The 22,432-nt window shown below is 56.1% G+C and carries 18 protein-coding genes and 1 other RNA gene; 3 read left to right on the forward strand and 16 right to left on the reverse strand.

The features are described 5' to 3' along the window. Positions 1-96 (forward strand): transposase domain-containing protein (locus AACY02_RS09190; protein WP_221733679.1); only part of this gene is annotated, 96 nt, incomplete at its 5' end. 274 nt (positions 97-370) lie between these two features. On the opposite strand, the gene AACY02_RS09195 is transcribed toward AACY02_RS09190, so the two are convergent. From AACY02_RS09195 to AACY02_RS09205, 3 genes are all read right to left on the reverse strand, one after another. Further along, the gene (locus tag AACY02_RS09195) at positions 371-1,258 is read right to left on the reverse strand and encodes a hypothetical protein (protein WP_339431669.1); all 888 of its coding nucleotides are present in this window, start codon (positions 1,256-1,258) and stop codon (positions 371-373) included. A gap of 831 nt (positions 1,259-2,089) precedes the next feature. Further along, the gene (locus AACY02_RS09200; protein ID WP_024617742.1) at positions 2,090-2,383 is read right to left on the reverse strand and encodes a hypothetical protein; all 294 of its coding nucleotides are present in this window, start codon (positions 2,381-2,383) and stop codon (positions 2,090-2,092) included. A gap of 347 nt (positions 2,384-2,730) precedes the next feature. Further along, the gene (locus AACY02_RS09205) at positions 2,731-3,594 is read right to left on the reverse strand and encodes an integrase domain-containing protein (protein WP_339431670.1); all 864 of its coding nucleotides are present in this window, start codon (positions 3,592-3,594) and stop codon (positions 2,731-2,733) included. Between the two features lie 1,064 nt (positions 3,595-4,658). On the opposite strand from AACY02_RS09205, the gene AACY02_RS09210 reads away from it, so the two are divergent. Beyond that, a complete protein-coding gene (locus tag AACY02_RS09210) occupies positions 4,659-6,308 on the forward strand; it encodes a hypothetical protein (RefSeq protein WP_339431671.1) in 1,650 nt (549 codons plus the stop codon). A 308-nt stretch (positions 6,309-6,616) separates the two neighbouring features. On the opposite strand, the gene AACY02_RS09215 is transcribed toward AACY02_RS09210, so the two are convergent. The 12 genes from AACY02_RS09215 to AACY02_RS09270 all read right to left on the reverse strand — a co-directional run bounded on the left by AACY02_RS09215 (position 6,617) and on the right by AACY02_RS09270 (position 20,752). Then, positions 6,617-7,045, reverse strand: a complete 429-nt coding sequence (locus AACY02_RS09215; RefSeq protein ID WP_339431672.1) for a hypothetical protein — start codon at positions 7,043-7,045, stop codon at positions 6,617-6,619. A gap of 934 nt (positions 7,046-7,979) precedes the next feature. Beyond that, on the reverse strand, positions 7,980-8,225 hold the full coding sequence (locus AACY02_RS09220) for a hypothetical protein (RefSeq protein WP_339431673.1): 246 nt from the start codon (positions 8,223-8,225) through the stop codon (positions 7,980-7,982). Positions 8,226-8,595: 370 nt separating this feature from the next. Continuing rightward, on the reverse strand, positions 8,596-8,931 hold the full coding sequence (locus AACY02_RS09225; protein WP_339431674.1) for a hypothetical protein: 336 nt from the start codon (positions 8,929-8,931) through the stop codon (positions 8,596-8,598). Then, positions 8,915-10,309 carry a YfjI family protein gene (locus AACY02_RS09230; RefSeq protein ID WP_339431675.1) on the reverse strand — a complete coding sequence of 465 codons (1,395 nt, stop codon included), beginning with the start codon at positions 10,307-10,309 and terminating at the stop codon, positions 8,915-8,917. The genes AACY02_RS09225 and AACY02_RS09230 overlap by 17 nt, the downstream gene beginning before the upstream one ends. A 413-nt stretch (positions 10,310-10,722) precedes the next feature. Then, on the reverse strand, positions 10,723-11,979 hold the full coding sequence (locus AACY02_RS09235; RefSeq protein WP_339431676.1) for an integrase domain-containing protein: 1,257 nt from the start codon (positions 11,977-11,979) through the stop codon (positions 10,723-10,725). 183 nt (positions 11,980-12,162) lie between these two features. Continuing rightward, positions 12,163-12,555: a transfer-messenger RNA gene (ssrA, locus tag AACY02_RS09240) on the reverse strand. A gap of 96 nt (positions 12,556-12,651) precedes the next feature. Next, entirely contained in the window at positions 12,652-12,930 is a 279-nt protein-coding gene (locus AACY02_RS09245; RefSeq protein WP_221730590.1) for a hypothetical protein, read from the reverse strand. A gap of 211 nt (positions 12,931-13,141) precedes the next feature. After that, positions 13,142-15,952 carry an FAD-binding and (Fe-S)-binding domain-containing protein gene (locus AACY02_RS09250; protein ID WP_339431677.1) on the reverse strand — a complete coding sequence of 937 codons (2,811 nt, stop codon included), beginning with the start codon at positions 15,950-15,952 and terminating at the stop codon, positions 13,142-13,144. Beyond that, entirely contained in the window at positions 15,949-16,620 is a 672-nt protein-coding gene (locus tag AACY02_RS09255; protein WP_339431678.1) for a LutC/YkgG family protein, read from the reverse strand. Before AACY02_RS09255 ends, AACY02_RS09250 begins: the two co-directional genes overlap by 4 nt. After that, positions 16,620-18,074, reverse strand: coding sequence for a LutB/LldF family L-lactate oxidation iron-sulfur protein (locus tag AACY02_RS09260; protein ID WP_339431679.1), 1,455 nt, complete (start codon positions 18,072-18,074; stop codon positions 16,620-16,622). The genes AACY02_RS09255 and AACY02_RS09260 overlap by 1 nt, the downstream gene beginning before the upstream one ends. Continuing rightward, positions 18,071-18,895 (reverse strand): (Fe-S)-binding protein, encoded by an 825-nt coding sequence (locus tag AACY02_RS09265; protein WP_339431680.1) that lies wholly within the window; start codon positions 18,893-18,895, stop codon positions 18,071-18,073. The genes AACY02_RS09260 and AACY02_RS09265 overlap by 4 nt, the downstream gene beginning before the upstream one ends. Positions 18,896-19,057: 162 nt before the next feature. Further along, positions 19,058-20,752, reverse strand: a complete 1,695-nt coding sequence (locus AACY02_RS09270) for a lactate permease LctP family transporter (RefSeq protein ID WP_339431681.1) — start codon at positions 20,750-20,752, stop codon at positions 19,058-19,060. Between the two features lie 262 nt (positions 20,753-21,014). On the opposite strand from AACY02_RS09270, the gene AACY02_RS09275 reads away from it, so the two are divergent. Further along, positions 21,015-21,782 (forward strand): FCD domain-containing protein, encoded by a 768-nt coding sequence (locus AACY02_RS09275; protein ID WP_339431682.1) that lies wholly within the window; start codon positions 21,015-21,017, stop codon positions 21,780-21,782. 104 nt (positions 21,783-21,886) lie between these two features. On the opposite strand, the gene smpB is transcribed toward AACY02_RS09275, so the two are convergent. Continuing rightward, complete coding sequence (gene smpB / locus AACY02_RS09280) at positions 21,887-22,369, reverse strand: SsrA-binding protein SmpB (RefSeq protein ID WP_007915208.1); 483 nt, start codon at positions 22,367-22,369, stop codon at positions 21,887-21,889. Positions 22,370-22,432 lie beyond the last annotated feature (63 nt).

Consider the following 22,432-nt stretch of genomic DNA (forward strand, 5'->3'; position numbering starts at 1 on the left):
CCGTATGCCTATCTCAAAGATGTGCTGACGCGGTTGCCGACGCAACGGGCGAGTGAGATCGACCAACTGCTGCCGCATCAGTGGGTATCTGTCTGACTTACGCAACGTGAGTTGGGCAGACGCTTACAGATCTATTACCGCACCTTGCTCACGGTTGGCAGCGCCGCCGGTGGTATATGACTGAGGCCGCCACGCAAAACTGGAGTACTCGTGTGCTGGATCGACAGATCGGTATGCTCTACTACGAGCGTCTGTTGGTGACCCAGGAACGCGCCGCTGTCGGATAGGAAGCCGCCAGCAACTTGAACGCCAACCGATAAAGAGAGTCGAGGAGATGACCGCGTGAGTGTTTTGCGTTATCCAGATTCTCTTATCTTGGATCGTTCTCTACCGCGGGATGAAGATGGCTCAGGTGAATAGGACCACAAGCGAATCGTTGGTACTGAATTAACTTCCGTCGGCGTACATCACCAATTTGGCGGAGCATGTTCGGTCGTTCCCGGTCCGTATAGGCAGCTGGATACAGTGCCGGATCGTAGGGGATGGCGTCCAGCATGTCGATTCCATATTCGACATAAACACGCTTGCCGAGCGGTGTCAGGGCCAAGGCCTTAATTCGGCGGACATGTTCTGTTATGGCTCGGTATCCGTCATGTACAAGCAGGTCGCGGAGGTAATGGTTCGAGGCGCGAAGTGCGATCTTCACCCGCACGGATTCCCTGTGCCTCCGATCCTGCCAGTAAGCAAATAGGTTGAACAAGCGAGACTTTAGGCATGTGATGGGGTCGATGACGGCGACTTGCACGCCTTCGATATCCAGAACGGATAAGTACTTGAAAATCTCTTTTTTGGGCGCGCCCCCGACGCTGTCCATTTCCAGGATATCGACGATGACTTCTTTACCGTCAACCCAGTCAATGTACGCGGCGGCAATATTTATTGTGTTGTCGTCCATCTTCGCCCTGCGAAAAGGAACCCCCATCATCTCGGCGCAATAATCAATAGAGTTGGGTTTGCCGATAAAGTCCAAGTCATCGCTTGTGACGAATCCGACATCCTCACCTGTCATTTCGTCGATGAGGTATTGCCGGGCCCAAAGCGTAAGCGATTGCCCGCCAACGATCACAAGGCCGTAATCGGTGACAGCTGATTGAATTGAGGGGCGGTAGACGCGCTGAATTAGTTCGAGCAGGAAAGCGAAGAGCTCTGAACGTTCAAGTAGGGCGAACGGAGCGTCTTCGTCTACCGTTTCGGGCATCAGTTGCTTAGCGCAGAGAATCGTTGTGGGCGAGCGATTGAAGCAGAGTTGCCACGAAGGGCTGCTTTGGCACGGGCAGCAGCCATTTCAAGCATCTGAGGGTCAGCTGCATAGACAGCACCAACCTGGCGATCACGTGAGCTGCTTTTAAGGCTCATCATTTCCGCAAAGCTAAGGTCATTTGAATGCTGGTGGCCGCTGATCATGGCGAATGTACCCATACGGGTGAAATGGACTTGGATTTGAGGTTAGCACATCCAGTCTGCGCATTTACAGGTGAAGGGCTGTAATTGCAAGAATTTAACCGACGAAATGTATCGCCCGGCGACCATTCTGTGTAAAAAACGGTTGTTTTTCGCTCACCAGCTACCAACAGGACGGCTGGCGTAGCCGTCCTGTTGGTAGCTGGTGAGCCTTTAACGCATTAAAACACGATCTTTAAGAATCTAATCAGTTGTCAAGTGAAATGTCAACTGTGGTCAGCTCCGGCATTGAGACGCCCTGACCTAAATCGGTGATCAGTAATCGAAAAATAGCATGCACCGATGATAGGTTGCCTTTGAATTTGCTGATGTCAAAAACCCCACTGTTGGCGTCTTTTTTGGGCGGCCAACTGAGGCCCCGCCCCACAGGGCAAGCTTGTCTACTAAGCTGGCATAACCGAGCCGGTTCATCCGCAAGAGAATATCCATGCTCACATAGATGACGGCGGCAAGGGAGCCTAAATGGATGATTAGTCAAACTCACTGTCTTATTCGTAGCCAAGACTCGCAAAAAAATCACCTGTCGAAAGACAGGTGATTTTCGTGGTTTATGTAATCGCTAAGAACACTATAAGAAGACTTTCATCGCCCCGATCAAGATGCCGATCGTCACGGCGAGCATGGAAGCCATGCGAATGGACAACTTGAGATCAGATTTGGCGATCTCTGCAGTCAGCCGATGATTAGTATTAGCAATTTCAGCAGTCGCTTTGCCGATTTCAGCAGCGAGACTTGCGAGATCACTTTTCGTAGCGAGTAGTGTGAGCATGTCAGATTCCAATGCTTGGATAACAGCTTCGGCTTTGAGCTCAGGCACGTCGATTGCGCGCAGTGCCTGATACATCGCCAGTTCCATTTTCATTAAGGCCTCCTAAAACAAAAAGGGCCTTCTCCACGACGGGAAAGGCCCGTCGTGGGTGGGAAAGTCATGCTTCCATCGACAATCAAGTCGACTGTCCGCGCTGCCGGAAGCTATGCGGTCATTTGGTGGATCCTGCGGAGAACCGCAGCGCCGTCTTGAAGATCCTGGCGGCTGGCGTGCTGAACGAATCAGCTAGATGCATAGCAAAAATGCCCCTGAGGCCTTTTGCTGTCAATCCGGTAATCGGTTTTCGACTGTTTCCTAATGTTGTATGAGGCTTCTCACTACCTGTGGTCGCCACCAGCTTCAGATTTGAGTTGTTGGCGATCGACGTCGAGCGCCCTGAATCATCGGCCGAGGTAAATCGCGGTAATTTGTGTTCTCTCATGCCCGAGTTCACGGCTGATAAGTTGTCGAGCGGTACGGTCTTGAAAGCGCTGCAATGGGGTCAATTCCTTGGCCGAGATTCCTCCTGCCGCCGGAGCCTTCCATCCTGTCAAAGCTATGTAACGGCTTTGTGCATAATGATGACGCAGCCCATGCATGTGGCTCAGGCCTGCTGCCTTGCACTGACCATCGTAGGTGTTTCTCTGCTGAATATACGTTTTCTGAGCCGGGATTAATGAGCCAGCTCCCGCTAGCTGATGTGCCGTGCTCAGCACCTCGCGCTGTTGCGAAGTAGTGATCGGCACAGAGCGATCACGCCCACCCTTCGTCCATGAGCCCTTGAGGAGAATGTGATCTCCTTGATCCGCATACTTGGGCTGAAATTTGATCGCTTCTTCACGGCGTAGTCCAAACGCCGACTGAAGCTGGAGACTCATGCGTACATGGGCATCGGCGATCTTGCCAAGGTCTGTTCCCAGTTCCTGAGCTTTGCTGACGTTAGTGACGAAGCGCCGTTCGGCTACACCCAGTTGCGTGTTGTCCGCGGGGAGGATGCCAGCCTTGCTGATCTTTTCAGCCCACCATCGAAGGTGCGCAAGCCGATTTTTGATGGTGCCAACTGACAGGCCTTCGCCTTGCCATCGATCCAGCAGTGCCTGTACGTGTTTGCCCTTGAGCGAGGAGGCTTTCATCTGACGGAAGCCAATCTCACGCAGCTGGCGAGCGATCAGCCCCAATGAACGGATACGGTCGGCCTGAGTGTTGTGACTGCCATCGCGATTGCGCCGGCAAAGTTGCCGCAGGGTGTAGGTCAAATCGTCCATATCCCATCCACTCACTGGCTTTGTTTTTTGCTGTTGTCCTGTCCTGAAAATCATTGGTAAGTGTTGGTGCCAACTCGCTAGGCGAGATCCCCGAAGGGCAGGGGCATGGTGTTCAGGAAACACCGGTGTCTCGGCTGAGACGTCCGTCTTTCTTCCTGCTGGAAGGTCGGACGGAGATGGAGCGGGATGAGTTAGTTTTTAATGTTGATGAGTACTCCAAGGAATGGATGGGATTGTTAAGTGGAGGCATCGCTATTGCGCAAAGGTCCGCTATTTGGGACAGCGTAGTAGCGGCATATTAGGGAATAGGTCTACAGACAAAGGCGGCTCCATCCCATGGGTATGGGTCGGTATGCTTCTGGAACCTTGCATACCTGGCTAACTCCATCCTGTTGGATCAGCGCTCGCAGGAGTCTTGCGCTTTTGGGATGACGACTCTCGAACCTGTCGTCTTAGGTTTTTGCTGGGCCAGTGTATGGGGGCATCATCATGTATGCCGCACGTTTTAGGATTCAGGATTTGCCCGTGATGTTGAGGCGTCTGCGGGGCCGTCACTGCGGTTTGCAGTGACGGCCCGGTTCATGCGCGTTTTCGGGTAGGGGCATACATATCATTGCCTGAGGGACTGACGCGGCCTTCGGCCTTGTCGGCTCCCTGCGCAGGGGCGGCATGGTTCCCAAGCCACGCCTGCGCAGGGAGCTGTGAGGAAGAAGGAGCAGGGCACCGTAAAGCCTCCGTGTCCGCCAGTGTTGGCGCGCAGGCGCAAGTCCCCGTCAGACAGCCTCGTGGCGATTATCCTCCGAGCCTGAACCTGAAAGTCGGTTTTGAACGGTCAAATTTTTTCGCGTGATTCCAATAGCTTGCGTCGCAAATCACTTTGCGCTAGTTTTGCCACACGTCGCTACATGGTCGACGGGCTGCCCACCCCTTGAGGCCTCACCGGCCGCAGCTAACCGCATCGAACCATGATCATCACAGCAATCTCTTGACCTGAGCCTCTTCCGGGCATCGGGGATGGCGGGTGGGCGTCTCCGATGTCGCTCCTTGGGAGCAACGGAGAACTTATGGTACCGACTACACGCCGCGAAACTATCAAAGTGCAGGCTAAGCAACTGCGCGATTTGTTCGATATCGACCTGACAACTGCCAAATACGTTTTAGCGCGCGGCCCCTATGGCTGTGCCGATTGGACAGATCTGTGTACCCGACTCGAACAGGAGCCCCCTCTTCAAGGTTCGCTGCAACTGGCCGAACTGCCCCAGTCCCTGAATGCAACAGCATATCTGGCCAAGCATCTATGCACGTTGGCAGCCTCGGTCAGCCAACTGATCATCACTAACCGCAATTTGCCAGAGCTCTGTGAAGTGCTGCGGAAAGTATTCGCGGTACCAGGCAACCCGGTGGCACTGCAGGATGTGTTGCAAGCCATCACACCAAGTGAATGGCTACCTACCGGCATGGGGCCGGATCCATTGGCGGTGATTCAAAGTCGAGTCTGTGTTAACGGAAAGGATCTACTGCTGTTGGGAACCCGGATTTTCTGGCCGCGGTTATTTGCTTTTGACGCCGATATCACCGTCGAGTCAATGACTGCAGAACCCTTTGGCGACGACCTCAAGATCATGTGGGAAGTGGCTCCGTGGTATCAGGCAAGCCGAGACTATCTGTTCGAATATCAACGTGGAGACGACTGGGACGACCTGCCAGACTTCGTGGAACCGCTGATTCCCGAATCTGCGCGGATGCAAATGCATGCTCGGTGGTTCGCCCAGTGCCTGAAAGAGTGGCCGCAGGAACGCCGCTACAATGATGAGGGAGAGGAGTTCATTCCGTTCCTCTACCAAGGCCACGCGTACTTGGTGTTCGGCGTGCCCTGCGCCGAACCGGTGACACACCCGCCGTTGCGCCGCCAGTACATCCAGTTCCCTGACGAAGACAATAATTGCTCTCAAGTCATTGTGCTCGGTGGCCAGTTGCTGCAGATCGAGATGTTGATCGTGTCTAAACCAACACAACACCAGTATTGGGATTACGCAGACTATCACCAGGCGCTATGCAATGGATTGCTGGACGGCGCGGCGGCCGCAGGCTGGATCAGCGCGCCCCAGCACGGTTGGGGTGACCTGTTATTCATCAGCCCCGCCTGCCGCTCAACTCTGGAGCGCCAACTGCGAGTGGAGATCAAGCCTGAGCCCAATGAAACGCTCCTGACCCTGCAGACTGACAATCCAAGCCTTGCCATGGAAGTGTTGGAGCGGGTACACAAGGGGGATTTCATTCGCTACGAGCACGCAACGTTCGGTGCGCACTACGCCATGCGCATTGACCTGCTGGCCGACCACGCCTGCGTTGATCTGAGCCTGTCGATGAACTGTATCGAACAGACAGTCTTTCATAGTACCCATCTGATCAGCCGGCGCGTGATCCAAAACGATGGGGAAAAGCAGATGCTGTACTGCGATATTGAACCGGCCTTGCTCAAACTGGTGGAGCGCCAACCGCTGAAGTTGCTGAAGAAAGCCATCCGCGAAGGGCAGGTCCTGCGCGTCCAAGGGCTGTCCGAACAGCTAAAGGCAGCACCAACGTTGCAGGCCAGTGGATCAATGTTCGATCCGACCTGCAACGGAGTGGTTAACCCTCTAGAAGAGTCGCTGTTTGATGGTGACGAGGAGTTGACCTTCCACTCGATCCGCTATCAACGCAGTAACCTCTAACCAAGTGTCCAGCGACGCGGTGAATGCCGCGTTGCTGGACAACCGAGCCGTGGCTCAAATCGCTGCGAAAAGATGAACAGAGTAATAGCATGCACGCGTAAGCCCGCATCGACCAAACGTGGTCATCCAAGTTAGGCAGCTATCGGCCAATAGCGGACTGGGGTAGATGATCAACGGGTATTGAACCGCTAAAAATCAAAGGCGCATCCCCTGTGGGGTGCGCCTTTTTTGTTATTTCTTTTTTTAACTGTGGTATGCCGTCACAAGGCGGGGGGAGGCGCTTGTGTGAAGCAACTCGGGCTATCGGATTACTTGATTGTGATCTTTGTCGAGTCGGTCAACCTCACAGTGATGCGCTGATCCAAAGCAAGCGTTGGGACCCCAGCTTTGCCTTCTTCATCAATCAGGACTGCGGGGATTTCAACAGTGTCGTTATCGCAAGCCAGCTTCGCTGTGCCCGCGACAAACCGGCTGAGAGGCGCATCCCACTTCGGTTCGACTGCAAGGTTGCAATTCATTTTTTTCAGCGCGTTTTGAGTTGGAACGTCGTATTGCTCAATCCCGCGCATACCTGTTTGAACGGCGAGATCCTTGCCAAAAAGAGTGTCACTGACACTCCACAACGTTGCGGTAATTTTCGAGCCGGCTTCGAGTTCGACTTTTTTGCCGGAGTCACACCCCATGATCAAGGAGGTCACGATTGCGATTGCGATGAAAGCAGATTTCTTGAATTGCATTAAATGTACACCATAGGTAAGTCTGTTTTTGCGTCCGCGAGACGTCGCGAGCGCATCTGTTGGCCCGTGTAGAGAAGGGGGGGCGAAGCAGCATGTTGAGCATCGGATCACCCGAGGCTGCCTCAGCGCTGACCAGATTCAGCGGGTTGTGCACATCATACCGTGCGCACATTAAATCGCCTGTTGCTGAGCGGCCGTTTTGAGGCTCTGATGCCTTAGCTTGAGCCTTCGATATGACGATTCATTCTGCAATTACAACGTTTTCAAATCGACGAAAATATTTTTAAAAAACTGAAAAAAACGATTGCTCTGACGCGCTCGCCCCAGATTTCTCCGTGATCGGTACAAGAGACAGCGAACGACACATTGAGGGCTTTCGCAATTACAGAAAGCAGACACTGACGCGTGAAGCACTTGCCCGGCGCACGTCATTTGTTAGAGCCTTCATGGCATCATGAGATTCCGGCTCTATACGGGTTTAAAGCGCTGCTATGAGCGGCAGTGAGCGTCTGTCGATGATGGCCTTCGCCTCGAACAGGATGCGGCCAACCTTGCAGAAGCTTTCAGTGCCGGAAACGCCGTCGTGCCGCAGGTTGCGGAGTGGATTGCGCGGAAGCTAATAGAGGCAGGTTGAACTGGGTCAAGCCTCATTGCCCTGCACAGCGAGCTTCGTCGCCAGTTGTCCTGGTTCAATAATATTTTTGTTTATCATCCAACATCTCTACAGTCCTGACCTCAATATGAACCGGCCCTGAATTCGTAGACGCTGGATGGCCGCTCCTGGCCGATTGCTGCCCCTAGCCACGCATGCACCTCTAGCTAGGCGCCGCGCTTAGTCAACACTGTCTGCGGGATCCAGTGCCTGATACCTGAGCGAAAAAAACCACCTGTCCTAGAACAGATGGTTTCTGATTTTGCTGGAAGAGAGACTTTGTCAGTGGATAAACGCAATCCCGGCGAAGAGAATCGCCACCGCAAGGGAGAGCATCACGCCAATATCTATAGTGAGACTCACCCGAAGCCGGGGTAGCTCTGCCCGAAATTGTGCGAAGTCGGAATCAGATGTACCTGCAGTAGATAAATGCATATCAGAATCCATGGCTTGGATAACTGCTTCGATTTTCTGCTCAGGCACGTTAATCGCCTTTAGGGCTTTGTACATTGCCAGTCGATTTTTCATTAAGGCCTCCAAAATTAAAAAAGGCCTGCCCCAAGACGGGGAGGCCCGTCTTGGGTGGGGGAACATCATGCTTCCGTCGACATACAGGTCGACTGTCCGCGCTTCCGGAAGCGATGCGTTTTGGGAGGATCCTGCGGAAACCGCAGTGCCGTCTTGAAGATCCTGGCGGCTAGTGTGAGCTTGCAAATTGCATCCACTGACATTTGCCGTCAATCCGAAAACCGGCTATCGAGTGCTCCCTAATGTTGGGCGCAGGGTTGTCTGCATCCGATACTTTAGTCTTCTGAATTTGGCGTAGCCCGCAAGCCTTGAATCAGTCAGCAGTTGGAGATAGCCAACGTCATGGTTCTCACGCTGATCGATCCTCACCCTAATCATCCATTTCATTCGTTTGAAGGAAGAGAAGCATAGCTTTCCAGTGGCCATTGATTTGTTCCAACTGATGCCAGTGTCTCGGTCGGATGTGCAGAGTATTTTCATGGTGGTGCAACACCACCCCGTCATTACGCAATTGCTGGATCAGCAGTTTGATGTCGACACGATCTGAGTTGGATGTGGCGACAGCGGCGACACTGGCGACAACCTGCGGGATGCCACGGTTGGCATCTGGCGACAGATTGGCGACGGCCGTGGCGACACACCGCAGGACAGGGGGCGTCCGATTTTTCGAATGAAAGCGGCGTACTGCGTCATTCAGACGGAACACGGCACACCTCGAAAGTCTTGGCGTCTTGGCATTTCACACAGTTCGCTGTGAGTAACTCAACGAGCAGCGTGGCAGTGTGATCACGGCTTTTGCGTGCAAAGCGAGGGCCGTTGCGATTGATGTCTCGGATGGTAAAGCGGGTCCAGCCTTTCTGTTTCAGCCAGCGTAACAAACGATCTGCTTCCTCCCGTAGGGTGTTAACCGGTTCTTGCTCAGTCAGGCGTTGAATCTCGGCGAGGTAATAGTCCATTAGCGTTGAAGCGCGCTGAATATGCTCTTCATTCAAGGCAGTTGCTTCTTCGATTACTGCCAGAACCCCCGCGATGCGCAGTACATTGGCTGCAGCTTTACTTGCGACGGATTGAACGCCTGCTAGCTCGCCGAACTCGCCAGACTGGCACTCTATGGTGTCGTGAATATCAATCCAGGCCACGCGAGCGCTGTGCGTGAGTTCCATTGTCGTGAGCTTGAGTGATCCGTCCTTGTTGGTCGCTAACGGTTTCTTCAGCAGATCAGTGATATGCGATTGGTAGCGTTGGATCTTGGGGTCTTGCGTCAGATCTACTGCCTTGTACAGGCGCTGACCGATCAAACGTTCAGGCCAACTGATCAGGAATCTGCCGAGTACACCTTGGCCATTGATCATCGGATCTTTGAGGAACTGGTTAGCGAGGTACGGCTGCAGCATCAGATGCATGCTGAGACGACGATCATAGGCTCGAAGGCTTTCCCCGGGTGTGGACCGTGTTCGATCAATGGGACTGCCATCCCAGATTTTCGACAGCGTGGTGATCGCTTTGAGCTGGTTCTCTTTACTCATGGTGCTGCCACCGAGGAATTGACCACCTTCGTCATTGAACAAGCCCATGCTTGGTAGCCCATAACACAAGTTTTTTGTGAGGCCTTCGATGGTAGGGTCGGTGGAAATCAGTCTGGGCTGGACGGGGTCGGAGAGTTCACAGATTTCATGGTTTGCCTGTCGCTGAGCCTTGGCAGCAAGGCGGATGGTAGATTGGTAGGCATTGAGCTTTTCCGTGTACACAGACCACTGCTCTCGCTCCCAGTTATGCGCTGCAGAGAGAGCTTGATGATCCACTGCACTTTTACGGTCACCTGATGATGCGATCGTTAGCAGATACAGAGACAGCGGGTAGGTGCGACCGTCGAGCTGTACGTTGACGTGGCCCTGCGTCACCAGGGCCGCAGTGGCCAGCACCGATTGTGCGGCCATGGCAATAGGTGCGCCGATCACCTCTGCCATCCGTTCTACCGCGCCCCCCAATAGTTCACCGAGTGCTTCGACCGGGTAGCTCAAGGGTTGGGGCTGATAATCCAGAAGAGGGCGGGGTGGTGGATCGCATTTTTCGCACAATTGCATTGAGAACCATCTCCTTATGAGGTCAGTTTTTTCCTCGCTACTAAGGAGAAAGCACGACGATGAGATGTATTTTCAGCGCTCTGGAACTACTCGGGATCGTCGTTAACTGCTCCTCGTGAGGCGTTGGTGTACCCCGCGCTCGACTCGCGATCAACCAGGCCATCAGGGGAGGCAATTTACTTAGAAGACCTTGGGTCTCGGTGGCTTTAGATAGATTTATTACCGTATGTGAGATCGCCAAGCGAGCCGCTGCAAAACGCCGCGGCGAAGCCTTCGCGACTACAGCTGCTACGGCGGGAAAGCACGATCGGGAGTTATGTTGGCGACGACCGCCAGTTCGTCGCCTCGCCCTTGTTCAGAGACAGCGAGGGTTGTCGCCGCTGTCGCCGCCGTCGCCATCAATTTGAATGTGATTAACGAATCGAGACGACTTTCTGGCTTCTGTTTTCATGGATTGCTGCTATTGAAAAGTCACCCGTGGCCGCCTTTTGAATGTGCTCGCTCCACCAGGCCATCATTGGGCGTCGACGCTCAATGTAGTCCGCGCGGTTGTAAGCGCTTCTAACCTCATCTTTGTCGACATGAGCCAGGGCAACCTCAATCAATTCGGCGTCCCAGGCATGCTCGTTCAAGATGGTGCTCGCCATGGAGCGCATTCCATGGCTTACGAGTCGCCCCTCAAACCCCATCCGCTTCAGCGCCATGTTGGCGGTCTGGCTGTTGCAATGGGTGCGTGGATTACGGTCGGCAGGAAACACGTACTCCCTGTGTCCGCTGTAGGGCTTGATCGCTTCCAGAAGCGCCAAAGCGTGCTCCGTGAGCGGGATGATGTGTGTGCGGCGTTTCTTCATGCGCTCCGCTGGGATCGTCCAGATCTTCTTCTTGAGATCGATGTCAGCCCATCGAGTGGTTGCAGCTTCTGCTGGCCGAGTCATCGTGTGGAGCTGCCATTCGATGAGGCATCGGGTGGTTCTTTTGATGCTGGCGTTGGCAATTGCCACCATGAGTTCATTGAGTTCATCGGGGGGTAATGCCGCCATGTTTTTCTTCTTTGGTTTTTTGAAGACCGATCGAATTCCGCTCAAGGGGTTGGCATGAATGAGTCCGTAGTTCACCCCGTAAGTCATGATTTCGTTGAGGCGTTGGGTCAGGCGCTTGACCGTTTCCAAGCTGCCTTTGGTTTCAAGTGGCCTAAGCAACTTGATGACCTGAGGCGCGCTGATTTCAGAAATCGGGGTCGCTTGTAGATCCGGGAAGATGTGCAGCGTGAGCGAGCGCCAAATGTCTTCAGCGTAGGCGGTTGTCACGGAGTCTTTCTTCAGTTCAAACCAGGCTGTCGCGACGTTTTGAAAGGTGTGCTCTGTCGCGGCTTTTTTCGCTTGGCGATCTGCATCACGTTGCTCTTTCGGGTCATGTCCTTGGGCAACCAGCTCCCTGGCTTCAACCGTGCGTTTACGCGCATGAGCCAGGCTGAGTTCCGGGAATGTTCCCAGTCCCATGTTGATCCGTTTCTTGGTGACGGGATGGATGTAGTTGAAATTCCAAAGCCTCGAACCGTTGGTTCGTACTCGTAACTGAAGGCCATCGCCGTCGGTCAATGTGTAGTCTTTGTCCTTGGGCTTGGCGGCTTTGATTTTTAGGTCTGAAAGGCGTGTGGCTCGGGCTCCCATGGGTACTCCAACGCTGTTTGTGTATTCCAAAATTTACCAGTCACGGGCTTGGAATACGCCTTGGAATACATTTCAAAATGGATCTGCCTGAAGCGCTGTGGAGCTCAATGGCCCTGAAACCCCCGTATTTACTGGATTTCAGACACAAAAAAAGACGTCCGTGGACGTCTTTAGATGATGAAGTGGTGGAGCCGGGGGGATTTGAACCCCCGTCCGCCAGTACTCCGCTGTCGGTACTACATGCGTAGCCGTGTCTATTAAGTTAACCCTCAGCGACCCGACGGGCAGGGTGCTTTGGGCGAGTTGTGTAAGTTTTAGCCGCTTCGTCCACAACGTACTGCACGGCGATTCTGTTCTATATGACAATCATTTTGGGTTTACAGACATCCCCTGATGATTGCTGGACCCGAAGGTACCAGAAGGGAAGGCTAAGGCTGCTTACGCAGCGAGAGCGTATTCCCCGTAGGTTTCGTCATTGGCAACTATAAGAAGTTGCAACAGTGGATTTACGAGTTCTGTTACCAACTCGGCATGCACCTAAAGTTTCGCAACCGGCGTCGAATCCTAAACGGCCCCGAACTCATTGCTCTGTACATCTTGATGAGCAACAAGCCTGCGCAGTGTACGCCAAACGACAGGGGAAGGCCAACCCGAAGGTTGGCCACGCTGTCATTAGTTGGCGGGTTCGTTGGCCAGATTGTCTACGCGTTGCAGCGCTTGCGTGGCCGAGGCGATGCATTTCTTGTCATCACCCGCTTTTTGCGCCATCTCCGCGTCGCCCTGCATGCGCTTGATGTCCATGGTGGTGTTTTCCGACGTGGCCGGGAGGGACGTGACCTTGTCTTTGAGTTCTTGCAGTTTTGAGGTGCACAGATCGTTGTCCGCGGCAAACACGGGGGAGGCCAGCAGTGCGGCGGAAATAAACAAACCAGCAAAAGCAGTGCGTTTCATGGGTATCTCCTTGAACAGTTGGTCTCGGTGCTGCCGGACGATCTGGCGGCTCTGCCGAGGTCGGAACAAGCCACGTTCGTTTAGGGCTTGATTAATCGACTGCGGCTGCGCAGAGGAATTCGTTTTTTTTTACGTTCGGTATGAAAAAGCCGAAACACCTCTCTGCTCGCCTTGAAAAGGGGCGAAATAGCCCCTTTTCCATACAAATGGATCAGGCAGATTTGGCTCGTGTGACTCGATCGACCAGATAAACCAAGCCGTGATAGTCGATCCCGCCATGCTGCGTCAGGCCGATTTCGCACGTGCGGCTGGTGGAAATCCCTTCACTGCAATGCTGCACTGCGTCCTTGAGTGTGCGCAGCGAGTGGCTGTTCAGTTCCGGTGTGGTGAAGCCCTTGTCGCCGGCAAAGCCACAGCAATGAATACCCTCCGGAATCACCACGGTTTTGCTGCACTTGCGCGCCAGATCGATCAGCGCCTGGCTTTCGCCCAGGTGCTGAGTGCTGCACGTCACATGCACTGCAATCGGTGCGTCCTGAGGCGTAAAGTCCAGCCGATCAAGCAGGTGCGTGCGGATGAAACGCACCGGGTCGTACAGATCCAGACGCACATCGGCGACGTCCTGCACCAGTCGCAACGTACACGGACTGGTATCGCAATAGATCGGATCAAGCCCGCCGCGACTGGCGTGGAGCAAGGCGCTGATGAGTTCTTGCCGCTTGTGTTCGGCCTGCTCCGCATAGCCCTTTGAAGCGAAGGGCTGACCGCAGCAGAGGTTGTCCTGATTGTCCGGGAAGACGACCTGGTAACCGGCCTTTTCCAGCAAGCCACGGGTTTTGTCGTACAGCGACATCTGCTCTTTATCGCCCGCCGCCGGGCCCATGACCCGTGACACACACGCCGCCAGATACACCACGCGTGGGCGTTCGTCCGACACGCTCGGGCTGAAACGGATGGCTTTCTCCGGTTGCGGCATCGCGCTCGTCCACAGAGGCACTTGGCCCTTGGACAGGCGCGTCAGCGTTGCCGAAAGCTTGGTCAGACGCGGCGCACCGAGCAGCATTCGCGCGCCGTTGGCTACGTGCAGGGTGAAGCGTGCCCCTTGCAGGGTCTTGGCGAAATTTCCTTCGATCCAGTCGGCAGTTTTCTGATGCGTTGCGTGTCGACCGCGAAGCTTTTTCACCAGTTCGCCGGTGTTGATGCCTACAGGGCATCGTTGCGCACACAAACCCGTCGCGGCGCAGGTCTCGATGCCTTGGTATTCGTAGGCTTCTTCCAGTTCGGTGGTGTCGATGCCGGCACGTTTTTTCGCCTGAATGTCGCGCCAGATCACGATGCGCTGGCGTGGGCTGAGGGTCAGGCCTTTCGACGGGCAGACCGGTTCGCAGAAGCCGCACTCAATGCACTTGTCCACAATCTCGTCGGCCGCCGGCAGCGGTTTCAGGTGTTTGAGGTGGATCTGCGGGTCTTCGCTGAGCACCACATCCGGGTTGAGGATGCCGCTGGGGTCGAGCAGGCGTTTGAGCTGCCACATCAGTTGATACGCGTCGCTGCCCCATTCCAGCTCAACGAACGGCGCCATGTTGCGCCCGGTGCCGTGTTCGGCCTTGAGCGAGCCGCCGAACTCCACGGCCACCAATTGCGCGACGTCGTCCATGAACGCTTGGTAGCGTGCGACTTCTTCCGCGCTGTTGAAGCCTTGGGTGAAAACGAAGTGCAGATTGCCTTCCAGTGCGTGTCCGAAAAGGATCGCTTCGTCGTAGGCATGTTTGTCGAACAGTTCGATCAAGCGGTTCACACCGATTGCCAGTTGCTCGACCGGGAAGGTCACGTCTTCGATGATCACCGTGGTACCGGTTTTGCGCACGGCGCCGACGGCGGGGAAGGTGTCTTTGCGGATTGCCCAGAGGCGGGCGTTTTCGACCGGGTCTTCAGTGAAGTCGACCTGTTTCTCCACCGGGAAACCACTGAGTGACGCCATGATCTGCGCCAGTTGTTCCTGCAGTAATGACGAAGAAGCCGCGCGGGATTCGATCAATAACGCACAGGCATTGTTCGACAGTTGCTGTACGAAAGCAGGCATGCCCGGTTTGCTCTGCACCGAACGCAGGCTGCGCCGATCCAGCAGTTCCACCGCCGACACCGGTTGGCTTTTCAGTACGGTGACCGCGTTGCAGCAGGTTTCCACATCCGGGAACACGATCAGCGCCGAGGCCTTGTTCGGATGATCGATAACGGTGTCGTAAGTCACCGCGCTGATAAAGCCGAGAGTGCCTTCGGAACCGACCAGCAAGTGGCTCAGGATATCCACAGGCTCATCGAAGTCCACCAAGGCGTTGAGCGACAGGCCAGTGGTATTTTTCAGACGATATTTGTGGCGGATTCTCGCGGCCAGTTCGGCATTGGCGCGAGTCTCGCGACCGAGCGTCGCCAAACGTTCGAGCAGATCGCCGTGGCTCGCGCGAAACGCCGCCACACTGTGGGCATCTTCAGTATCAAGGCGCGTGCCGTCGGCCAGAACAAGGCGCAGGCCGGCCAGGGTGTGATAGGTGTTTTGCGCGGTGCCGCAGCACATGCCGCTGGCATTGTTGGCCACGATACCGCCAATTTTGCAGGCATTGATCGAGGCGGGATCGGGGCCGATCTTGCGTCCGAATGGCGCCAGCCAGGCGTTGGCCTGGGCACCGATCACGCCCGGTTGCAGACGGATTTGCGTGCCCTGGCCACGAATTTCGCGAGCGTTCCAGTTATCCCCAAGCACGATCAAAACCGAATCGCTGATCGCCTGCCCCGACAGGCTGGTGCCGGCGGCGCGGAACGTGACCGGTACACGGTCGCGTTGAGCCAGTTTCAGCAGGGTCACCACTTCGTCTTCGGACTCGACGCGGATCACCAGTTTGGGGATCAGCCGATAGAAACTCGCGTCGGTGCCAAAAGCCAGGGTTGATAGCGGATCGTCAAAGCGTCGATCAGCCGGAATCAGTTGCTGCGCATCGCGCAGGAAAGCCGCCGGTAGACTCATCGGTCCTCCAGAATCAATACCACCAGGTCTTTCGGGCCGTGGGCGCCATAGGCCAGCACTTGTTCGATGTCAGCGGTTTTCGATGGGCCGGACACCAGCAGCGCGTTGGTCGGCATGCCCTGAGCCCATTCAAATTCTTGCTGCACCTGATAGAAGTTGTCGCGGATTTCGCTGGCCTTGAGCAGAGCGAAATGCACCGGCGGCACCAGGCTCATCAGGCGCGGTTCTTCGCGGGTCGGCCAGAGAATCAGGCTACCTGTTGCCGCAATGGCGCCGAGGGTGCCGGTGAGGCTGGCCGGGGTGTCGTTGAACAACTCGGCTTTCCATTCTTCCATCGGCCGGTTGTAGGATTTCAGCGTTGGCAGGTCAGGATTGTTCGCCCAGTGCTGTGTGACTCGTTGCCCGTGCGCTGTCGTCGGTGCGATCAACAGGCTGGGCAATTGACGGTCGCGCAGCAATTGCTGGAGCAGTGCCGGCCACTCTGCGTCTGAGGTCAGATGGATTTCGGTGTGCACCGCTTCCATCAGCTTGCGCAGTTGCGGGATGCGTTGTTCGGCGCTGTAGGTGTAAGGCTGAGTCACCAGATCGACGTCGAAGTCGTCAGCAATCGGCGTGGTGCCGGTCAGACTTTTGCGCAGTTTGCCGAGGATATTTTGCTTGGCACTCATCAGCGATCTCCCTGTTTGGCCAGATGCTCGCGGGCCATGTCATGCAATGAGCGGGCGGCGGGTTTCGGTGCACTGTGGTTCTGCGTCCATGGGCCGACATTGCTCGGCGCCAGGGCGCGCAGGCGCGTGGCGAAGAAACCGAATAACCGATACAGGGTCGGCGAGCTGTTGAGTTTCGCCCAGGCGTTCCAGATGAAACGTTCCTTGCGCGAGTACTTGCTGCCCTGACCGCGCATCACTTGATGAGGGCTGTCGGGGGCTTTGACGTTCTCTTCGCGTAGGCGACGCAGCAATGCCGGGATAGGAATTTTTACCGGGCACACTTCGCCGCACGCGCCGCACAACGACGAGGCGCTCGGGTGGTCTGGAACCTTCGCCAGACCGACCATGTGCGGGGTGATGATTTTGCCGATTGGCCCCGGATACACCTCACCATAGGTGTGACCGCCGACCCGGGTGTAGACCGGGCAATGGTTCATGCACGCGCCGCAGCGGATGCAGTTCAAGGTCTGACGCAGTTCACTGTCGGCGAAGGCTTGGCTGCGACCGTTGTCGAGCAGCACCAGATGCACGTCCTGCGGGCCGTCGAGTTCATGTTCCTTGCGTGGACCGGAGATCATGTTGACGTAAGTGGTGATTGGAATGCCCAGCGCCGAGCGGGTCAGCAGCGATAGCAGCGGGACCACGTCGCGCAGGTTTTCCACGACTTTTTCGATACCGGTGACGGCGATGTGGACGGGGGGCACGGTGGTGGTCATGCGCCCGTTGCCTTCGTTTTCCACCAGCAGCAAGGTGCCGGTTTCGGCCACGGCGAAGTTGACGCCGGAGACGCCGATGTCCGCTTCGAAGAATTTCTGCCGCAGGACTCTGCGACCGATCTGAATGAGTTGGTCAACGTCCTTGGTGTATTCCACGCCAAGTTTGTCGTGGAACAAGGACGCGACCTGACCGGCATTCTTGTGGATCGCCGGCATAATGATGTGTGAAGGCTTCTCGTGGTCGAGCTGGACGATGTATTCCCCCATGTCGGACTCCAGACATTCAATGTCTTGAGCCTCGAGGAAATGGTTCATCTCCATCTCTTCGCTGACCATCGATTTGCCCTTGATCACTTGCCGCGCCTCGTGAGCGCGGATGATCGACAAGACGATGCCATTGGCTTCGTCCACCGTTTCCGCCCAGTGCACTGTCACACCGTTGCGGGTCAGGTTTTGTTCCAGTTGCTCGAGCAGGTCGGGCAACTTGGAGAGCGCGCGGGCTCTGATCGAGTTGCCCAGAGCACGCAAGTGTTCTCTTTCGTGGGCATCGCTGAAAGCCGCTGCCCGTTTGGTCATCAGTGAATCCATCGCCGTACGGAAGTTGTTCCGTAGCTGCGGATCACCCAAGGCGTTGTGCGCCCGGGTGCGGAAATCTTCTTCTACGGTGACCGTCGGAATAATCGCCGAGGTACTCATTGCGCACCCCCGGTTCGTTGCCAGAGGAAACTCGCCAGGTGTTGGCCGCGCAGCGCTTCTTTTTGTTTCTCCAAGGCGCCGTTGATGTTCATCAAACAGCCACAATCCGCACTCAACACCTTGTGTGCGCCGGATTCCTTCAGCGCTCGGGTCTTGTCAGCCACCATCGCGCCGGAAATGTCTGGCATACGGACGCTGAATGTCCCACCGAAGCCACAGCATTCGCTTTCGTGGTCGTGATTGACCCGTTCCACGTTGCTCAACTGCGCCAACAACTCTCGGCCATGCAGGTGAGTGTTCATCTCGCGGCGCGCTGAGCACGAGGTGTGCAGCGCGACTTTCACTGGTGCGCCGCTGTCCTTGAGCTGCACCTTGCAGACGAACAGCAGAAACTCCGCTAACTCATAGGTACGGGCCGCGAGGGCCTGGACCTGTTTGAGTGTGTCCGGCTCGTCCTTGAACAAGTCGGCGTAATGTTCTCGCAGCATGCCGGCGCAGGAGCCCGACGGCACGACCACCGGATAATCCCCGGCAAACAGCGCCAGTTGTGAGCGCGCCACCGTCCGTGCCTGCTCGGTGTAACCCGAGGTGTAGGCCGGTTGTCCGCAGCAGCTCTGCCCTTGCGGGTACTCGACCCGGATCCCTTCGCGCTCCAGCAAATGGATCGCGTCCATCCCGGCTTCCGGGTAGAAGAGGTCGACTACACACGTCCCGAACAGGTAGACCTGCGAGGGTTTCTCGCTGGGGTATTGCCGAGGTTCGGGCAGTGGCGGTGCAACGCGGGTTGCGTTCGGCACCGCGTTGTAAAAAAGCTCGCTCATCAGGCGTGTCTCCGGGTGATCCCGGTTATCCGTCCGCTGAGGCTGCTGAATATAGAGCGCGTTGCTTTCAGCAGCCTTACAGACCGGGTTGTGAATTGCTGACGCCGGAATCACGAACCGGCGTCGGTTATTTCCATGTCGCTTGTAGGCTTCTTGCCGGTTTTAGTGCACCAGCATGCCAGTGAACCAGTAGGCCTGAGCCAAAGTGATCAGGCCGACAATCGTTGCAAAGAATAGGCTGTGCTTGAGGGTGAAGCGGAACAGATCCGACTCCTTGCCCACCAGGCCCGTCGCGGCGCAAGCCACGGCGATCGATTGTGGCGAGATCATCTTGCCGGTCACGCCGCCGCTGGTGTTTGCGGCTACCAGCAACACATCGCTGACACCGATCTGGTGGGCGGTGGTGGCCTGCAACGAGCTGAACAGGGCGTTGGACGAGGTATCGGAGCCGGTGAGGAACACACCAAGCCAGCCGAGGAACGGCGAGAAGAACGGGAATGCAGCGCCGGTCGCGGCCAATACCAGCGCCATGGTGGAAGACATGCCGGAGTAATTGGTGACGAAAGCAAACGCCAACACCATGCCAATCGACAGAATGGGCCAGCGCAGCTCGAACAGTGTCTCTTTAAAAGTGGTAAGACCAGTTTTAACGTTGATCTTAAGTACCAGCATCGAGATCAGTGCGGAGAAGAAGATCGCCGTGCCGGTCGCGGAAATCGGGTCGAATTTGAACACCGCCGCAATCGCCGTGGGCGTTGCCACGATCGGTGCGGTTTTGATCACCAGTTGATCGAGGTGCGCAATTGCGAAGTTGAATACCCAGCTGTACATCGAGCCGCCGGCGGCGAACATCGCCTTGAATGGCTTGAGGGTCCAGATGGTCACCAGCACGGTGAGGATCAGGAACGGCGACCAGGCTTTGAATATTTCCCCCAGGCTGTAGGGCGAAGGTACGGTGGTGCGCTTCTGGCCGAAACCGCCGACGCTGGCGGTGATGGTTGCGCTCGACGTGGCGCCGGCGATTTGCGCGTCGGCGCTGCGTTTCGGCTGCCAGACTTTCAGGAACAAGGTCAGGGAAATCAGGCTGACCAGGGCCGACGTGATGTCCGGCAGTTCCGGGCCAATGAAGTTGGAGGTGAAGTACTGGGTGACGGCAAAGCTCAAGCCCGCAACCAGCGCAGCTGGCCAGGTCTCACGGACGCCGCGCAGGCCATCCATCATGAACACCAGCCAGAACGGTACAAATAACGACAGCAATGGCAGTTGGCGACCGGCCATGGCGCCGATCTTGAATGCGTCGATCCCCGTGACCTGGCCGGCCACGATGATCGGAATCCCCAGTGCGCCGAACGCGACGGGGGCTGTGTTGGCGATCAGGCACAAACCTGCGGCATACAGCGGGTTGAAACCCAGTCCGACGAGGAGGGCGGCGGTAATCGCCACCGGCGCGCCGAAACCGGCGGCCCCTTCGAGGAATGCACCGAAGCAGAAACCGATCAGCAGCACCTGCAAGCGCTGGTCGTCAGTGATCGACAGCACCGAGCTGCGAATAACCTCGAACTGACCACTTTTGACGGTCAGTTTGTAGAGGAATACCGCCGCGACAATGATCCAGGCAATCGGCCATAGACCGTAGGCGAAGCCATACCCGGCAGCGGCGAAGGCCATGTCGACCGGCATCTGGAACGCGAAGATCGCCACGGCAATCGACAGGGCGAGCGTGATGCTGCCGGCTATATGACCTTTGAGGCGGAATACCGCCAAGGCGAGGAAAAAGAAAACGATGGGAATGACGGCCGCGAGTGCGGACACGCCGAGACTGCCGAGCGGGCTGTAGAGCTGTTGCCAGGTTTGCATATGGGGTGGCCCCTAATTGTTGTTGGTCAGGCACTGTCAGCGTTCTTGGATAATTGGTAAGACCAATTTACAATCGCTGTTGGCTAGGGTAAAAGCCTTTATATCGGTGTGTCAATTTGTCGCCCTGAAACTTTTGTCGAACAAGCGGTGCAGATCGCATCTGATCCGGTTCGGGCCAATGTCGTCTGATAGATGTCGGCAAGGCGCCGATAGGCCAGAATAGAGAGCCCGGCGAGCGGCCGGGGTCGTGGAGAAATGAGTTATGGGGTTTGATCAGATACGTCAGCGCCGTTTGTCTGACGATATTGTCGAGCGACTTGAGGGGATGATTCTCGAGGGCACGTTGAAGTCCGGTGAACGGCTTCCGGCGGAGCGCACGCTGGCCGAACAATTTGGCGTATCACGCCCGTCGCTGCGCGAGGCGATTCAGAAACTGGCGGCCAAAGGTCTGCTGGTCAGTCGCCAGGGCGGCGGCAACTATGTGGTTGAGAGTCTGGGTTCAACGTTCAGCGATCCGCTGTTGCAATTGCTTGAAAGCAACCCTGAGGCGCAGCGCGATCTGCTGGAATTTCGCCACACTCTGGAGGCATCGTGTGCCTATTACGCTGCATTACGTGCTACCGACGTTGATCGTGAACGATTGACCGCTGCGTTCGATGAGCTGCAGGACTGCTATTCGCGACACGACGAAATCAGTCGTGCGGAGGAGGGCGCTGCGGACGCGAAATTTCACCTGGCGATTGCCGAGGCCAGTCACAACGCCGTGTTGCTGCACACCATTCGCGGGCTGTTCGATCTGCTCAAGCGCAACGTCGTGACTAATATTGGCGGCATGTACAAGCAGCGCACGGAAACCCGCGACATGCTGATCACTCAGCATCGGGAATTGTATCTGGCGATTATTGAGGGGCGCGCGGAGCAGGCGCGGGAAGTTTCCAGCCGACACATTCTGTATGTGCAGGAAGTGCTGGAAGAGGTGCGGCAAGAGGTTCAGCGCATGGCGCGAGCGGAGCGGCGAAAGGGGAAGTAGCTTTTTTAAAAGCAAAAGATCGCACCGGCGGCAGTTCCTGCGTGTGGGAGATGTATTTCCCTGTAGGAATTGCCGCCGGCTGCGATCTTTTCAGGCAGAAAGACTCAGTCTTCCTTGCCCTTGTTGCGCACGGCACGCTGCAACTCACGACCTGCATCGCGTTCACGCTCGGTGTCACGCTTGTCGTATTCCTTCTTGCCCTTACCCAGAGCGATCTCACACTTGACCATGTGCTTGCTCCAGTACCAGGACAGGCATACGCAGGCGTAACCCTTTTGCTGCACAGCGGCGGCGAGTTTTTCAAGCTCGCGGCGATTGAGCAGCAATTTGCGAGTGCGCACCGGGTCAGCGATGACGTGGGTGCTGGCGGTCATCAGAGGCGTGATGTGACTGCCGAGCAGCCACGCCTCGCCATCCTTGAGCAGCACATAACTGTCGACCAGTTGCAGCTTGCTTGCCCGCAGACTTTTTACTTCCCAGCCGGCCAGGACCAGACCGGCCTCGAACTTATGCTCGATGAAGTAATCGTGTCGCGCTTTTTTGTTCTGCGCGATGGTCCCTGTTGGGTGTTTCTTCTGTTTAGCCATAGGGGCGGCATTATATGGAGATAAATGGCCGTCGGCTACGGTGATGCTGCGTGCTTGAGCAGG

The organism is Pseudomonas sp. EA_65y_Pfl2_P78, assembly GCF_963970495.1.
In the GTDB taxonomy this organism is placed as follows: Bacteria; Pseudomonadota; Gammaproteobacteria; order Pseudomonadales; family Pseudomonadaceae; genus Aquipseudomonas; species Aquipseudomonas baetica_A.

What these genes read in the sequence shown, in the direction of transcription:
- AACY02_RS09205 (WP_339431670.1), bottom strand. Translation starts at nt 3,594, where the DNA reads ATGGACGATTTGACCTACACCCTGCGGCAACTTTGCCGGCGCAATCGC.
- AACY02_RS09235 (WP_339431676.1), bottom strand. Translation starts at nt 11,979, where the DNA reads ATGGGAGCCCGAGCCACACGCCTTTCAGACCTAAAAATCAAAGCCGCC.
- AACY02_RS09230 (WP_339431675.1), bottom strand. Translation starts at nt 10,309, where the DNA reads ATGCAATTGTGCGAAAAATGCGATCCACCACCCCGCCCTCTTCTGGAT.
- smpB (WP_007915208.1), bottom strand. Translation starts at nt 22,369, where the DNA reads ATGGCTAAACAGAAGAAACACCCAACAGGGACCATCGCGCAGAACAAA.
- AACY02_RS09210 (WP_339431671.1), top strand. Translation starts at nt 4,659, where the DNA reads ATGGTACCGACTACACGCCGCGAAACTATCAAAGTGCAGGCTAAGCAA.
- AACY02_RS09260 (WP_339431679.1), bottom strand. Translation starts at nt 18,074, where the DNA reads ATGAGTACCTCGGCGATTATTCCGACGGTCACCGTAGAAGAAGATTTC.
- AACY02_RS09220 (WP_339431673.1), bottom strand. Translation starts at nt 8,225, where the DNA reads ATGAAAAATCGACTGGCAATGTACAAAGCCCTAAAGGCGATTAACGTG.
- AACY02_RS09215 (WP_339431672.1), bottom strand. Translation starts at nt 7,045, where the DNA reads ATGCAATTCAAGAAATCTGCTTTCATCGCAATCGCAATCGTGACCTCC.
- AACY02_RS09245 (WP_221730590.1), bottom strand. Translation starts at nt 12,930, where the DNA reads ATGAAACGCACTGCTTTTGCTGGTTTGTTTATTTCCGCCGCACTGCTG.
- AACY02_RS09255 (WP_339431678.1), bottom strand. Translation starts at nt 16,620, where the DNA reads ATGAGTGCCAAGCAAAATATCCTCGGCAAACTGCGCAAAAGTCTGACC.
- AACY02_RS09250 (WP_339431677.1), bottom strand. Translation starts at nt 15,952, where the DNA reads ATGAGTCTACCGGCGGCTTTCCTGCGCGATGCGCAGCAACTGATTCCG.
- AACY02_RS09195 (WP_339431669.1), bottom strand. Translation starts at nt 1,258, where the DNA reads ATGCCCGAAACGGTAGACGAAGACGCTCCGTTCGCCCTACTTGAACGT.
- AACY02_RS09275 (WP_339431682.1), top strand. Translation starts at nt 21,015, where the DNA reads ATGGGGTTTGATCAGATACGTCAGCGCCGTTTGTCTGACGATATTGTC.
- AACY02_RS09265 (WP_339431680.1), bottom strand. Translation starts at nt 18,895, where the DNA reads ATGAGCGAGCTTTTTTACAACGCGGTGCCGAACGCAACCCGCGTTGCA.
- AACY02_RS09200 (WP_024617742.1), bottom strand. Translation starts at nt 2,383, where the DNA reads ATGAAAATGGAACTGGCGATGTATCAGGCACTGCGCGCAATCGACGTG.
- AACY02_RS09270 (WP_339431681.1), bottom strand. Translation starts at nt 20,752, where the DNA reads ATGCAAACCTGGCAACAGCTCTACAGCCCGCTCGGCAGTCTCGGCGTG.